Source organism: Gordonia polyisoprenivorans NBRC 16320 = JCM 10675, from assembly GCF_000241325.1.
In the GTDB taxonomy this organism is placed as follows: domain Bacteria; phylum Actinomycetota; class Actinomycetes; order Mycobacteriales; family Mycobacteriaceae; genus Gordonia; species Gordonia polyisoprenivorans.
Map to the genome: position 1 here is coordinate 60,383 of NZ_BAEI01000009.1, position 13,887 is coordinate 74,269.

General features: G+C 67.0%; 14 protein-coding genes. 7 read left to right on the forward strand and 7 right to left on the reverse strand.

What is annotated here, in order from left to right; genetic code table 11:
- The first annotated feature begins 125 nt into the window (after positions 1-125).
- From GOPIP_RS03075 to GOPIP_RS03090, 4 genes are all read left to right on the forward strand, one after another.
- Positions 126-644, forward strand: a complete 519-nt coding sequence (locus tag GOPIP_RS03075) for an META domain-containing protein (protein WP_006368080.1) — start codon at positions 126-128, stop codon at positions 642-644.
- 50 nt (positions 645-694) lie between these two features.
- On the forward strand, positions 695-1,687 hold the full coding sequence (locus tag GOPIP_RS03080) for a malate dehydrogenase (protein ID WP_006368081.1): 993 nt from the start codon (positions 695-697) through the stop codon (positions 1,685-1,687).
- 57 nt (positions 1,688-1,744) lie between these two features.
- A complete protein-coding gene (gene ppk2 / locus GOPIP_RS03085; protein WP_006368082.1) occupies positions 1,745-2,575 on the forward strand; it encodes a polyphosphate kinase 2 in 831 nt (276 codons plus the stop codon).
- Positions 2,576-2,670: 95 nt separating this feature from the next.
- Positions 2,671-2,970: a DUF503 domain-containing protein gene (locus tag GOPIP_RS03090; protein ID WP_006368083.1), complete on the forward strand. Its 300-nt coding sequence runs from the start codon at positions 2,671-2,673 to the stop codon at positions 2,968-2,970.
- 36 nt (positions 2,971-3,006) lie between these two features.
- Here GOPIP_RS03090 and mug read toward each other — a convergent pair whose 3' ends face one another.
- Together mug and GOPIP_RS03100 are read right to left on the reverse strand one after the other, a co-directional pair.
- Positions 3,007-3,582: a G/U mismatch-specific DNA glycosylase gene (gene mug, locus GOPIP_RS03095; protein ID WP_006368084.1), complete on the reverse strand. Its 576-nt coding sequence runs from the start codon at positions 3,580-3,582 to the stop codon at positions 3,007-3,009.
- A gap of 19 nt (positions 3,583-3,601) precedes the next feature.
- Positions 3,602-3,952: a VOC family protein gene (locus GOPIP_RS03100; RefSeq protein ID WP_006368085.1), complete on the reverse strand. Its 351-nt coding sequence runs from the start codon at positions 3,950-3,952 to the stop codon at positions 3,602-3,604.
- A 95-nt stretch (positions 3,953-4,047) separates the two neighbouring features.
- Here GOPIP_RS03100 and GOPIP_RS03105 point away from each other — a divergent pair, with 95 nt between their 5' ends.
- Genes GOPIP_RS03105 through poxB form a run of 3 tightly spaced genes read left to right on the forward strand, consistent with a single transcriptional unit; the run spans position 4,048 to position 7,450 of the window.
- The gene (locus tag GOPIP_RS03105) at positions 4,048-4,470 is read left to right on the forward strand and encodes a PIN domain-containing protein (protein ID WP_006368086.1); all 423 of its coding nucleotides are present in this window, start codon (positions 4,048-4,050) and stop codon (positions 4,468-4,470) included.
- 58 nt (positions 4,471-4,528) lie between these two features.
- On the forward strand, positions 4,529-5,653 hold the full coding sequence (locus GOPIP_RS03110; RefSeq protein WP_006368087.1) for a baeRF11 domain-containing protein: 1,125 nt from the start codon (positions 4,529-4,531) through the stop codon (positions 5,651-5,653).
- 45 nt (positions 5,654-5,698) lie between these two features.
- A complete protein-coding gene (poxB, locus tag GOPIP_RS03115) occupies positions 5,699-7,450 on the forward strand; it encodes a ubiquinone-dependent pyruvate dehydrogenase (protein ID WP_006368088.1) in 1,752 nt (583 codons plus the stop codon).
- Positions 7,451-7,481: 31 nt separating this feature from the next.
- On the opposite strand, the gene GOPIP_RS03120 is transcribed toward poxB, so the two are convergent.
- The 5 genes from GOPIP_RS03120 to GOPIP_RS03140 form a co-directional block, all read right to left on the reverse strand.
- On the reverse strand, positions 7,482-8,846 hold the full coding sequence (locus tag GOPIP_RS03120) for a glycoside hydrolase family 183 protein (protein ID WP_035727006.1): 1,365 nt from the start codon (positions 8,844-8,846) through the stop codon (positions 7,482-7,484).
- 195 nt (positions 8,847-9,041) lie between these two features.
- A complete protein-coding gene (locus GOPIP_RS03125; RefSeq protein ID WP_006368090.1) occupies positions 9,042-9,851 on the reverse strand; it encodes a shikimate 5-dehydrogenase in 810 nt (269 codons plus the stop codon).
- Positions 9,851-10,306: an NUDIX hydrolase gene (locus GOPIP_RS03130; protein WP_006368091.1), complete on the reverse strand. Its 456-nt coding sequence runs from the start codon at positions 10,304-10,306 to the stop codon at positions 9,851-9,853. Before GOPIP_RS03130 ends, GOPIP_RS03125 begins: the two co-directional genes overlap by 1 nt.
- A 14-nt stretch (positions 10,307-10,320) precedes the next feature.
- Positions 10,321-12,750 (reverse strand): Tex family protein, encoded by a 2,430-nt coding sequence (locus GOPIP_RS03135; RefSeq protein WP_006368092.1) that lies wholly within the window; start codon positions 12,748-12,750, stop codon positions 10,321-10,323.
- A gap of 83 nt (positions 12,751-12,833) precedes the next feature.
- On the reverse strand, positions 12,834-13,829 hold the full coding sequence (locus GOPIP_RS03140) for a hypothetical protein (RefSeq protein ID WP_006368093.1): 996 nt from the start codon (positions 13,827-13,829) through the stop codon (positions 12,834-12,836).
- Positions 13,830-13,887: the final 58 nt, after the last annotated feature.

Consider the following 13,887-nt stretch of genomic DNA (forward strand, 5'->3'; position numbering starts at 1 on the left):
CCACGGTACGCGGCCGCTGCCACCGCTGTGACGCCCACCGTGGCACGGTGGATCCATCATGCCGATCGCCGTCGGCCAGATGCCGAGAACGGCAGGCGGAGAACACGTCGACTACGGTTGCCCTCGTGGTCTTCCCATGGTCACGACACAGCACCGTCTCCGGCACCGTCGCCATGTCGGCGATCCTCGCCGTCGTGGCTGCCGCGGTGGCGATCACCGTTCTGCGCGATCCGGATACGGCCTCGGGCGACCCATCCGTGCCGCAGGCCCTGCCCGCGAGCTCGTCGTTCACCTCGGTCTCGGTGTCGGGCGCGGCGATCCCCGGCGGCGGACCACTGGTGATCGCCTTCGGCGACGCCGGGCGGATCTCGATGACCGCCGGCTGCAATCGGCACATGGGCGGCGCGGCGCTGCACACCGGTTCCGCACACGGCACCGAACCGATCACCAGGCTTCAGGTCGGCGCACTGGCATCGACGATGATGGCGTGTCCGCCGCCGCGCGCGGGCGCCGACGCCTGGCTGGCGCATTTCACCGGCCAACCGCTGGTCTGGCACCTCGACGCCGCTGCCCTGACGTTGACCGCACCCGCCACCGCCGACACCCCGGAGACCGTGGTCGTCCTGGCCCGAGATCACCCCTGAGTACCGCGCAGCACCGAACCACCGACAACCCCTCGCAGACAGGACCCACCATGCCCGATGTCAGTCCCGCCGTCGTGACCGTGACCGGAGCCGCCGGCAGTATCGGTTACGCCTCACTGTTCCGCATCGCCGCCGGCGCGATGCTCGGGCACGATCGCCCGGTCCGTCTACGGCTGCTGGAGTTGCCTGCCGCGGTCACCGCCGCCGAGGGCACGGCCATGGAACTCGAGGACGGCGCATTTCCGCTGCTGGAGTCGATCGACATCTTCGACGACGCCCGCAAAGCGTTCGACGGTGCCCGGTTCGGGCTTCTCATCGGCGCCCGGCCCCGGACCAAGGGGATGGAGCGCGCCGAACTACTCGCCGCCAATTCGGCTATCTTCGCCGAGCAGGGTCGGATCATCAATGATGTGGCGGCACAGGACATCCGGGTGATCGTGGTCGGCAATCCGGCCAACACGAACGCGGCGATCGCCGCTGCCAACGCCCCCGACGTCCCCGCCGAGAGATTCACCGCGCTGACCCGACTGGACCACAACCGTGCGATCGCCCAGCTCGCCCGGCGTACCGGGACCCCGGTCGGCCGGATCAGTCGCGTCACCATCTGGGGCAACCACTCGGCAAGCCAATACCCCGACATCTTCCACGCGCGGGTCGGCGACACCCCCGGCGCCGAGATCGCCGCCGACGAGCGCTGGCTCGTCGAGGATTTCATCCCGACCGTCGCCACCCGGGGCACCGCCATCATCGAGGCGCGCGGGGCGTCGTCGGCCGCCTCGGCGGCCAACGCGACCATCGATCACGTCCACGACTGGGTGCTGGGTACCGCCGGGGACGACTGGACGTCGGTCGCGATGCCGTCGACCGGCGCGTACGGCATTCGCGAAGGACTCGTCAGCTCGGTTCCCGCGCGGGCGGTCGGCGGTCGCTGGGAAGTCGTCGAGGGCCTCGACATCAACGACTTCTCCCGAGCCCGGATCGATGCCTCCGTCGCCGAACTCGAGGGTGAACTCGACGCCGTGGCCAAACTCTCGCCTGCGTGAGGACCACCTCCGCCGTGTCGGGCGCATGGGAGCCGTGCGCGGCCTAAGCTCATCCGCATGGCAAAGAAGGGCAAGCCGGACAAGGTCAAGATCTCCACCTCGGTGTACGAGGCGGAGCTGTTCCGGTTGCAGACCGAACTGGTGAAACTGCAGGAGTGGGTGCGCGAATCCGGCGCTCGGGTCGTCGTCATCTTCGAGGGGCGCGACGCCGCGGGCAAGGGCGGCACCATCAAGCGGGTGACCGAATATCTGAGTCCGCGGGTCGCGCGGGTCGCCGCACTGCCCGCCCCCACCGATCGTGAACGGGGACAGTGGTATTACCAGCGCTACGTCGCCCACCTGCCGGCGCCGGGTGAGATCGTGTTGTTCGACCGGTCCTGGTACAACCGTGCCGGAGTCGAGAAGGTGATGGGGTTCTGCACCCCCGAGGAGCACACACGTTTCCTGCGTCAGACACCGATTTTCGAGCAGATGCTCATCGATGACGGAATCCTGTTGCGCAAGTACTGGTTCTCGGTCTCCGACGACGAGCAACTTCGCAGATTCCGAGCACGGATGAACGACCCTGTGCGGCAATGGAAGTTGAGCCCGATGGACCTCGAATCGGTCTACCGGTGGGAGGACTACTCCCGCGCCAAGGACGAGATGATGGTCCACACGGACACCTCGATCTGCCCGTGGTACGTCGTCGAATCCGACATCAAGAAGCACGCGCGCCTCAACATGATCTCGCATCTGCTCTCGACCATCGAGTATCACGAGGTCCCGAGTCCGAAGGTCAACCTGCCCAAGCATCCCATCGAGACCGGCAACTACCACCGTCCCCCGCGATCGTTGTCGAAATACGTCCCCGACCACGTGGCCACCCTGCTCGGCTCGCCGGAATGATTCCTGTGCGCGCCCTGGTGATCTCCCGCACGTGCGCACCCCGACGTTCCCCCACGCGGTGCGTCCGTGCAGACGGGGCGTAGTATCACCCCACGATGTGGATCGGTTTCGCAGAGTTCGATTACCTGCTCGGTGATGTTCATTCCCTCAAGCAGAAGCGGTCGGTGATCCGACCGATCATCGCCGAGATGAAATCGCGGTTCGCCGTGGCCGCCTCCGAGGTCGATCACCGGGAGGTGCACCGGCGCACGGGAATCGGGGTTGCCGTCGTGTCTCCGGACCGGGCGCACGCGGTGGAGATTCTCGATGCGGTGGAACGCTATGCCGCCGCACGCCCTGAGGTGCAGTTGCTCTCCGCCAGGATTCGCGTGATGCAGTCGGGCGACATCGAGTGACGCCGCGACGATCGCAGGGCGGACGATCGCAGGACGTCAGTCGGTGACCACCCCGGCGGCCATCGCGACCTCTCGATAGGCCCGAGCCAGCGAGTCCACGGTCTCGTGGGCATTGAGCCCGCTGGGGTTGGGTACCACCCACAGCTGCGCCCCGGCCCAGTCCGGGGTGTCGGGCTGTCGTCCGGGCGTTGCGGTGCGCTGCCCGAATGCGGTGCGGTAGGCCGTGATTCCGAGGATCGCCACCACCCGCGGAGCGACCCGGGCAACGGTCGAGCGCAATCGTTGCCCGCCCGAGCGCAATTCGTCGGCGGAGAGGTCGGCAGCCGCTGCGGTGGCCCGCTCGACCACGTTCGTGATGCCGATCCCCGCGTTCAGGAGAGCCGCGCGATCGGCCTCGCTCATGCCCGACGACGCATCGATCACGTTGTCGGTGATCCCGGCGCGGTGCAGCGCCGGGTAGAAGCGATTACCCGGCCGGGCGAAGTGTGCGCCGGTGGCCGCGCTCCAGAGCCCGGGGTTGATCCCCACGAACAGCAGTCGGCATCCGGGACCGAGGAGGTCGTCGATCCGCTCGTCGCGGTGCGAGAGCAGTTGCGCCTTGGTGAAGCCCATCGGTGGAGATGCGTGGCGATCAGTGGCCCGAGGCCACGCAGAACTGGTTGCCGTCGGGGTCGGCCAGGGTGATCCACGCGAATCCGTCGATCTCGTGTTCCCCGATGCGTGTGGCGCCGGCGTCGACGAGTCGTTGTGCTTGAGCAGTGCGGTCGTCGGCGGTGAGGTCGAGGTGCACTCGGTTCTTGCCCGGTGTCGGATCCTCCACCTTCTGGAAACCCAAGGTCGGTGCGCCCTCGCCGAGGGAGACCATCACGAAGTAGCCCTCGTTCTCGGCGACGACGGTGCCGCCCATCGCGTCGGCCCACCACCGGCCGAGTCGTACCGGGTCCAGCGAATCGATGGTGATCATGCCGATGGCGAGGCTCATGTCTCGACCGTAGCCGAATCATGCGTGATGGTGCATTCACCTGGTCGTTCGGCGTCACGGGTTGACCGGCGCGAGTCGTCGTGAGTGCATGGGACATGCCACGCAGCGAGCCCGACATCGATCACCCCGCCGACGGACAACCGGTCCTCGTCGTGGATGCGGCCAACGTCGTCGGTTCGGTGCCCGACGGATGGTGGCGCGACCGGCGCGGGGCCACCGAACGCCTGCGGGACCGGCTCGCCGCCGTCGCCGACTCCGGTGTCGCAGGGTTCGAGGGGCCCGTGAACATCGTCCTGGTCGTCGAGGGCCGGGCGCGGGGCATCGCCTCGACCGCGTCGGTCACCGTCGTCGACGCCGACGGCTCGGGTGATGACGCGATCGTCGACGTGGTCGCGCGAACCGACACATCACAGCTCGCCGTGGTCACCGCCGACCGCGAATTACGAAGGCGCGTAACCGCTCTCGGTGCCGTGACACTCGGCCCATCGGTGATCACCCGACAGAATCCCCACGTGTGAGTCGACGTCGTGGTTACAGTGAGGAGGCAGCCGTACGGACGACCCGAAAGGACGGACCATGGCCCGCTTCACCCTCCCGACCCTCGATGATCTCAAGGAGCTCGGGGCACCGCGCGAGAACGCGATCACGATCTACGCCGAGACCTCACCGGCACCGGACGCGCGCGAAACCAGCTATCTGAACGCCAAGAGCGCCTTTGACCAGGGCATCCGAACCCTGCGGGAAACCGGGATTCGCCATGCCGTCGAGGAGTCGCTGCGCGCGCAGTGGGAGAAGGTTCGTTCCGACGAGGTGTGGGGGCGTTTGTCGCGATCGGTCGCGATCTTCCTGACCCCCGACCAGGTCGAGATGTTCGCCCTGCCCAACCGGTTGGAGAATCAGTCCCAGGTCGGTTCGTATTTCGATCTCGGACAGATCGTGCGTGCGGTCACCGCGAGCCAATCGGCCTTCGGGTTGACGCTTTCTGCCAACGGATGGAATCTGTGGGAGGCCACCGCGACCACCGTGGCCACCGAACTCGAACTCAGCGGTGAGCACGCCGTCGATGCTGCCGACGCCACCAATCGCGCCACGATCCGTGACCGGGGCCATGTTCGCCGTCTCGTCGGCGACGAAGGCAAGAAGGTTCTGCTCGAACAGTACGCCAAGCGCGTGGCCGAGGCAGTGAAAGCCGAACTGGCGCCGCGAGATCCGCACGGCGAGCGACCGTTGTTCCTGTTCGCCGCCGACCCGCTGCTCGATCTGTATCGCAACGTCGAGTCAACGCGTCGTGTCGTCGCCGTCCCGGGTGCACCCGACGAATTGCATGCCGACCGCATCGACGCAGCCATCCGCGCCGAGATGCCCACGCTCAATGCAGAGCGAAACAATGCCGTTCTCGATCGCATCGCCGACGGCGTCTCGTCCGGACTGGTGGCCACCGACCTGGCCGACATCAGCCGTGCCGCCACCTCCGGCGCGGTGTCGACATTGCTCTACGACTTCACCGTCGATGTGCTGGGTAGCATCGACACCCGAACCGGTGAGGTCACGGTCGATGACACCGGTCACGATGTACTGTCCGACATCGTGGTGACGGTCCTCGACCATGGCGGCGAGGTGATCCCGGTGCGCGACAACGAGATCTCCAATTCCCTCTGGAACGGCACCGCCGTCGCCGGACTCCGATTCCGACCGACCTGAGGCCGACCCACCCGACGTCCCGATACCCAGACCTGAGGAGATCCCTTGGCCCACACCGTCGCTGCAGAAATCGTCGAGACTCTCCGGGCCTCGGGTACCGAGCGCGTGTACGGCATCCCCGGCGACTCGTTGAACGGCTTCACAGATGCGCTGCGGAAAGACGGCACGATCGGCTGGGTGCACGTGCGCCACGAGGAGACCGCAGCGTTCGCGGCCTCGGCCGACGCCGCACTCACCGGTGAACTCGCCGTCTGTGCGGGTAGTTGTGGACCGGGCAATCTGCACCTGATCAACGGCCTCTACGACGCCCACCGCTCACGGGTGCCGGTGTTGGCCATCGCCGCGCACATCCCGGCCGCCGAGATCGGCAGCGGCTACTTCCAGGAAACCCACCCCGAGCGACTGTTCACCGAGTGCAGTTCGTTCTGCGAGATGGTCTCGACGCCCGAGCAACTCCCCCGGCTTCTCGACATCGCGATGCGCACCGCTGTGGAGCAGCGTGGCGTCGCCGTCCTGATCGTCCCTGGCGAGATCTTCGTGGCCAAGACCGCGCGCCGCAAGAATCGTTCACCGATCCGCGCGATTCCCACCGTGATTCGGCCCACCGACGACCAATTGCGCCGGGTGGCAGAGCATCTCAATGGTGCGCAGCGGGTGACCATCCTGGCCGGTGCGGGCACGGCCGGCGCCCACGACGAGGTGGTGGCGTTCGCCGACGCGCTTCAGGCGCCGATCGTGCATGCCTTGCGCGGCAAGGAGTTTCTCGAGTACGACAATCCGTTCGACGTCGGGATGACCGGGCTGCTCGGCTTCTCCTCGGGCTATCGCGCGATCGAGAAGTGCGACACGCTGGTCATGCTCGGCACCGACTTTCCGTATCAGCAGTTCTTCCCCACCGAGGCGACCATCATCCAGCTCGACATCCGCGGCGAGCAGATCGGGCGCCGTACCCGCGTCGATATCGGGCTGGTCGGCAGCGTCGCCGACACCCTCTCGGCGTTGACTCCGCTGCTGACGCGCGAGCGGCCGTCGGACCACCTGAGTGCTGCGCTCGATCACTATGCGAAGGCGCGGACGTCCCTCGACGAACTCGCCGTCGACGACGGCAAGACACCGATCCACCCCCAGTATCTGACGATGCTGCTCAGCAAGTACGCCGATCCCGACGCGGTGTTCATCCCCGATGTGGGGTCGCCGGTGGTGTGGGCCGCACGCTACCTCGCGATGAACGGATCCCGAAGGCTGATCGGGTCGTTCACGCACGGATCGATGGCCAACGCCCTGTCGCAGTCCGTCGGCGCGCAGGCGTCGCTGCCCGGCCGGCAGGTCATCGCACTCGCCGGTGACGGCGGACTGACGATGCTGTTCGGTGAGTTGATCACGCTGACGCAGAATCGGCTTCCGGTAAAGGTCGTCGTCTTCGACAATTCGTCACTGAATTTCGTCGAGGTGGAGATGAAGGCGGCCGGGTTCGTCAACTACGGCACCGACCTCGAGAATCCCGACTTCGCCGCCGTCGCACAGTCGTTGGGTATCTACGGGCGACGGATCGAACACCCCCGCGAGTTGGATGAGGCCGTGCGCGAGTTCCTCGCCCACGACGGTCCGGCCGTCCTCGACGTCGCGACTGCGCGCCAGGAGTTGTCGATCCCGCCGACCATCACCGCTGCGCAGGCCAAGGGCTTCACGTTGTACGCTATCCGCACGGTGCTGTCCGGTCGTGGTGACGAGCTCGTCGACCTCGCCGAGACCAATCTGTTCCGTCGATTGTTCGACGCCGCCACACCCGACGACTGACCCCGGCACCGGCGACACGTGTCCGCGTGCGTCAGTGCGGGATTTTCGACAGGTCCGAGTGCAGCAGCATGACGTTGTAGTCACTCCACCGGGAGGCGTTGAAGTACAGATCTTTTCCGGTACCGAGGATCGCCGGTGAGTGCGGCTGGATCATCGGCCCATACAGGACGACGGCGACCGGCGGCACCAGGTAGGTCGGAGCACTCCACGGGCCCTCGGGATGGTCGGCGGTCCGGAGACGAATCCCGTTGTCCCCGTCGAGCATCATGTACTTGTTCAGGTAGGGACTCCAGGAGACCGACGCCTCGGTGACCGGTGGCGGCAGGATCTGCGCCGAACCGTCGTCGGGGATGGCGGTGATGTCGCGTTTCCATCCACGTCCGGCCCCACTGCCGGTCCAGTACTCGTAGTTCTCGAGATTGCGGATGTCCCCGGGCGCGAATCGGGCGAGGAACGCGGCGCCGAATCGTCCGTTGGGCGTACCGAGTTGGTAGATGTAGCCGGCATCGGCTCCGTGGCCGCGGAAGTAGGCGCTCTGCTGGAACTTGCCGTTGTTGTAGGTGACCTCACGCAGTGCACCCGGGAGCGCGAGGGTCACCGGGGCGTTGATCAGGATGGTGTTGGGGTCGGTGGCCCACGTCTGCCCGTTGTCGGTGGAGTAGGCGATCGCCGAGAAGTTGGTGACCCAGTGGCCCGCGTCACCCCACGACCGCACCGACATGTAGTTCATGTACTGCGTGTAGCCGCCGTCGCCGTCGGGCAGCGAGATGGCTGTGGTCGGGATGGTGGTGACCTCGACCTGACTGACCCCGATGGCCGGGATCAGCTGCGTCGCGAAGTTGGGGGCGTCGGCGCCGACCACACTGCCCGATCGGGGATCGCCGGGTACCGCGTCGGGAACGCTGACCCCGTCGGTGAAGTCGTCATCGGTGGAGCGGAGCAACACGTTGTGCCGCCACTGTTGCCCCGCCACGGCGCAGTCGCCGAAGGTATCGCCGAAGGCCATCAGCGTCTGCCCGGAACCGTTGTCCCAGCTGATCCCGAGGTCGGTGCCGGAGATACCGAACCGCGAGAACGTCTGATCGGGACTCTTCGGCCCGGTGATCCAGGCGACCGTGTTGGTACTCGGTCCCCGATAGATAGGCAGATTCCCCTGCGGGCCTGTGCTGGGATTGCTCGAACTGCCTGATCCCGTCCCCAGTGATCCCGAGCCCGCCGACCCCGAACCCAGTGAACCGGTGGAGCCCAAGGATCCGGTTGACCCGGTGCCGCCGTTGCCACAGGGTGCTGCGTTCGCGGCGCCGGTTCCGGCGAGAATGCCACCGCCCACCATCATGGTCGACACGACGATCGCGACCGCCGCCACTCGCGCACGTCGAACAAGACGAGTGTTCATGAATCGTGGTTCTCCCGGCGTTCGTTCTGACACGAGCTGCGCCGTTTCCGATGACAACGATGGGTGTGACAGAAGTGATGTGTGGTGCTGGTGAGACAATCACATCAGGTACGACGTGCCGGCGACACCGGTGGCGATCACGAATGAGTTTCAGCTTGGCGACGTCGGTGAGACCCGTCGCACCGATGAGGATCGTCAGCGACGAGAGAAATCCGACGCCCGAGCGACCTGTTCTGCGGTCAGCGCGACTCCGGTGTACTTCTCGAACTGCCCGGCCGCCTGGAGCGCGATCACCTCGGCTCCGGTGATGACCTGCTTCCCCGCCGTCCGGGCGGCAACGATCAGCGGCGTCTCCGACGGGAAGGCAACCACGTCGAACACCGTTGCGGCAGCGGCAATCGTGGCATCGTCGAACGCCTGCGCGTCCGCATCGGCGCCGGACATCCCCAACGGGGTCACGTTCACGATGATGTCGGCACCGGGTGCGGGAGCACTGATGTGGCGATACCCGTATTTGTCGGCGAGCGCCGAGCCGGCGGACTCGTTGCGCGCCGCGACGGTGAGGTCGCCGAACCCGGCACTGCGGAACGCCCCGACGACGGCCCGCGCCATCCCGCCCGAGCCCTGCACCATCACCGCGGCATCCCGATCGAGCTCGTGGCTCTCGAGGAGCGCCGACACCGCCTCGACATCGGTGTTCGACGCGATCAGCCGACCGCTGTCATTGACGATCGTGTTGATCGATTCGATCACCGACGCCGACTCCTCGATCTCGTCGACGAGCGGGATGACCGCCTCCTTGAACGGCATCGACACCGAACATCCGCGAATCCCCAGGGCTCGCACGCCACCGATCGCCCCGGCGATGTCGTCGGTCGTGAACGCCTTGTAGATGAAGTTCAGGCCGAGTTCGTCATACAGATAGTTGTGAAAGCGCGTACCGATGTTCGACGGTCGGCCGGCCAGCGAGATGCACAGGGTCATGTCCTTGTTGAGGATCGGCATCAGTTCAGACTAACGTCGCCGGCCGACGGTTGATCCCGGCTGCGCAGCGCGGGAATCACCTGCTCCACGAGCAGGGGCGCCAACGACACCGACGTGTTCTCGGTGCGTGTACTCCCCGCGTCGTCGAGAGACAGCCATCGCAGTTCGGCGATCTCGGCTGCCGCAGTGGCGTCCTGAACCACGCGACGGCACTCGAAGACGTTGGCGCGCACCGCGAATCCGGCTTCGTTGGCCGCGGCGGCGGTGAAGGTCCCGAGCTCGGTCAGGTCCCGGGCAGGCAACCGCACACCGGTTTCCTCGGCGCACTCACGAATCGCGGTCTCGCGCGGAGCCTCCCCGGGCTCGGGTTTGCCGCCGGGCAACATGAACCGGGAGCTACCGACCTTGCGCACGATCAGCAGGGCACCCGATTCGTTTCGCAGCACAACGGCACTGACGGTGATCACCCGATCCATCGGTCACCGGCTTCTCAACGCCCGAAGCCCGCGTCCCGCAGGGCCTGTGCCATCGAGCCATTGGGGGCCGCCTCGCGTCGACGCGAGTTGCCACCCCGTCGGCCGTCGTCTTTCGGCTTGCCACCCCGACGGTCGTTCTTGGTGCCGGACTGAGCATTTCGAGGCTGCGATTTCGCGCCCCCGTCCTTGGCCCCGCCACGTCGCGCACCACCGCCGGAGACCTCGTCCTGCAGGCGAAGAGTGAGGCCGATCCGCTGTCGTTCGACGTCGACCTCGAGGACCTTGACCCGGACGACCTGCCCCGAACGCACGACCTCATGGGGATCGGACACGAAGCGATCAGACATCGCCGACACGTGCACGAGCCCGTCCTGATGGACGCCGACATCAACGAACGCGCCGAACGCGGCGACGTTGGTGACGACACCTTCGAGCACCATGCCGGGCGTGAGGTCGGCGACCTTCTCCACACCGTCGGCGAAGGTCGCGGTGGTGAAGGCCGGACGCGGGTCACGTCCGGGTTTCTCCAACTCGGCGAGGATGTCGGTCACCGTCGGCACACCGAAACGCTCGTCGGCGAAATCGGCCGGGCGCAGGGATCGCAGGGTGCGTTCGTTACCGATCAATTCGGCGAGGCCGATGCCCGAACGATCGAGAATTCGACGCACCACCGGATAGGACTCCGGGTGCACGCCCGAACCGTCGAGCGGGTCGTCGCCGTCGCGGATGCGCAGGAAGCCCGCGCACTGTTCGAATGCCTTGGGCCCGAGTCGCGGAACATCGAGCAGCGCCGTGCGATTGCGGAACGCACCGACCGAATCACGATGGGTGACGATCGCCTCGGCCAGCGTCGGCGTCACTCCGGACACCTTGGCGAGCAGCGGGACCGAGGCGGTGTTGAGGTCCACGCCGACCGCGTTGACGGCATCTTCGACCACCGCGTCCAGACTTCGCGCCAGCGTGCCCGGGGTGACGTCGTGCTGATACTGGCCGACACCGATCGATTTCGGTTCGATCTTGACCAGTTCGGCCAGCGGATCCTGCAGGCGCCGCGCGATCGAGACCGCGCCGCGCAACGACACGTCGAGGGCCGGGAGTTCGCGCGAGGCGTACTCCGAGGCCGAGTACACCGACGCGCCGGCCTCGCTCACCATCGCCTTGGTCGGCACCGCAGCACCGGCCGATTTGATGTCGGCGATGAGTTCGGTTGCCAGTGCATCGGTTTCACGGGACGCGGTGCCGTTGCCTATCGCGATCAACTCCACCTGATGACGTGCGATGAGCGCACCGAGCGTCGCCTTGGCCTGATCCCACTGCTTCTGCGGCTGATGCGGATAGATCGCGCACGTGTCGAGCACCTTGCCGGTGGCGTCGACCACCGCGACCTTCACCCCGGTCCGGAATCCCGGGTCGAGTCCGAGGGTGGTGCGCGCGCCGGCCGGTGCGGCCAGCAGCAGATCCTTCAGGTTGGTCGCGAACACCGCGACGGCGTCCTGCTCGGCGCGCTGACGCAGACGGACGCGGGCGTCCACGGCCGCCGACACCATCAGTTTGGTCCGCCACGCCCAGCGCACGGTCTGCGACAACCACGGGGTTGCCGGGCCCGGATGCGACCGGTCGACACCGAGCGTGGCCGCGACCATCGCCTCGTACTCGTCGTCCTCGCCGGCATCGAAATCCAGCGAGAGCACGTCCTCCTTCTCACCCCGCAGCACGGCGAGCACCCGATGCGAGGGCATCTTCTCCAGCGGTTCGGAGAACTCGAAATAGTCGCGGAACTTCTGTCCGGCAGGCGTTTTCGCAACCACCTCGGAGCGCGGCGCGGTCCGCAGGGCGCCCTGCGACCACAGTTTCTCGCGGACGGCGCCCACGAGTTCGGCGTCCTCCGCGGCCCGTTCGATGAGAATGTGACGTGCGCCCTCGAGGGCTGCCGCGGCGTCGGCGACACCCGCGGAATCCCCGTCCGCCGGGGCGACGAATCCGGCCGCCACGTCCTCGGGGACGAGGGTGGGATCGTCGAGCAGTCGCTGCGCCAACGGCTCGAGACCGGCCTCTCGGGCGATCTGGGCCTTGGTGCGGCGTTTGGGCTTGTAGGGCAGGTAGATGTCCTCGACACGCGACTTGGTGTCGGCGGCGACGAGCGCGGCCTTCAGTTCGTCGGTGAGTTTGCCCTGCTCGGAGATGGAGGCCAGCACGGCGGCCCGGCGCTCGTCGAGTTCCCGCAGGTACCGCAGTCGTTCGTCGAGTAGGCGCAGTTGCGCGTCGTCGAGGCTGCCGGTCACCTCCTTGCGGTACCGCGCGATGAACGGGACCGTCGAGCCCTCGTCGAGCAGCGCGACGGCTGCGGCGACCTGGTGCTCCCCGACGGCCAGTTCTTCGGCCAGACGTGCGTTGACGGACTTGACTCCGGGTATTGCCGGTGCGCTCGAACTCACCCGGTGCACCCTACCGAAGGGGTGCGACAGCCCGGCGGGTCAGGCACATGCGTGTCGGTTCACCGGGTCATGGGTCGGTCGTCACCGACCGCTCAGGTCGCCTCGATCGCCGCGCGGAACTCCTCGGAGCGGTAGAACGGTTCGAATTGTCGGCGGACCACCGGCTCGAGCATGTCCCGCTCGTCGAGCCGCGACATCACCGCCGGACCGAAGCGCAGCCCCTCCTCGATCAGATCCGCTCGACCGATACCGAGGTCGGCGAGGAGGTCGACCAGCGTCACCGCACCGTACTTGTCGAAGACGTGGTCGATGCCCTCGTCGAGGAGTGCGCGAAAATAGTCGGTGTCGCGGAAGGACTTCCAGAACTCGAACAGTACGACGACGAGGTCGTCGATGTCGTCGTCGGTCACCAGTTCGCGCCACCAGCCGACCGAGTCGTCCGAGCGCAACCGCCACAGATCGCGCGCCGCGTCGAGCAGGACGGCGTCGCCGTCCTCCTTGGCCGCGGCCAGCACGTAGCTCGCGCCCCGACGGGTGAGGATCGTCAGCGCCGAGGACACCACCGGCACGAGCGGACTTGCGAGCCGGGTGACCCCGCGGACCACCGAGGCGGCCACGCCAGGGCCGCCGGCCATCGCGCGCCCGTCGGCGACTGCGGCGTCGAAGGCGTGCGCCACCACATCCACGCAGGCATCGACCGCGGCCGGGCTGGTCGCGATCTCCGCAGCGATCCGACGGGCGATCCCGGTCTCGGCGATCGCCGTGAACAATTCGTCGGCGTGCCGCGCGTCGAGTACCTCCGTCATCGCGATCTCGTCGTTGACGCGATGGCGGTACAGGCGAGCAGCGATCTCACCGACCAACTCCGGGATCGAGCCCTCCACCGGCAACTGCACGGTGTACTTGTGGGCGGTCAGCTTGATCAGGTCACGGGTGATGACGTCGTCGAGGGTCAACCGGGACACGTCGCCGAGGAAGGCATCGACCTGCTCGACCACGAGTTGGCCGTAAGAGTGGGGGTCGCGCAGTTCGCGCAAGGTGAAAGAGATCTGGGCCTCGAGCAGGCGCGCGGCGAGATCGTCGGTCATCTCACCAGGGTGTCACACCCGGTGGAGGAGTTCGTCGCATTCTCGTGGTCGGGGACGG

Coding starts and splice junctions, on each gene's coding strand:
- GOPIP_RS03080 (WP_006368081.1), top strand. CDS start 695: ATGCCCGATGTCAGTCCCGCCGTCGTGACCGTGACCGGAGCCGCCGGC.
- ppk2 (WP_006368082.1), top strand. CDS start 1,745: ATGGCAAAGAAGGGCAAGCCGGACAAGGTCAAGATCTCCACCTCGGTG.
- GOPIP_RS03090 (WP_006368083.1), top strand. CDS start 2,671: ATGTGGATCGGTTTCGCAGAGTTCGATTACCTGCTCGGTGATGTTCAT.
- mug (WP_006368084.1), bottom strand. CDS start 3,582: ATGGGCTTCACCAAGGCGCAACTGCTCTCGCACCGCGACGAGCGGATC.
- GOPIP_RS03100 (WP_006368085.1), bottom strand. CDS start 3,952: ATGAGCCTCGCCATCGGCATGATCACCATCGATTCGCTGGACCCGGTA.
- GOPIP_RS03105 (WP_006368086.1), top strand. CDS start 4,048: ATGCCACGCAGCGAGCCCGACATCGATCACCCCGCCGACGGACAACCG.
- GOPIP_RS03110 (WP_006368087.1), top strand. CDS start 4,529: ATGGCCCGCTTCACCCTCCCGACCCTCGATGATCTCAAGGAGCTCGGG.
- GOPIP_RS03120 (WP_035727006.1), bottom strand. CDS start 8,846: ATGAACACTCGTCTTGTTCGACGTGCGCGAGTGGCGGCGGTCGCGATC.
- GOPIP_RS03125 (WP_006368090.1), bottom strand. CDS start 9,851: ATGCCGATCCTCAACAAGGACATGACCCTGTGCATCTCGCTGGCCGGC.
- GOPIP_RS03130 (WP_006368091.1), bottom strand. CDS start 10,306: ATGGATCGGGTGATCACCGTCAGTGCCGTTGTGCTGCGAAACGAATCG.
- GOPIP_RS03140 (WP_006368093.1), bottom strand. CDS start 13,829: ATGACCGACGATCTCGCCGCGCGCCTGCTCGAGGCCCAGATCTCTTTC.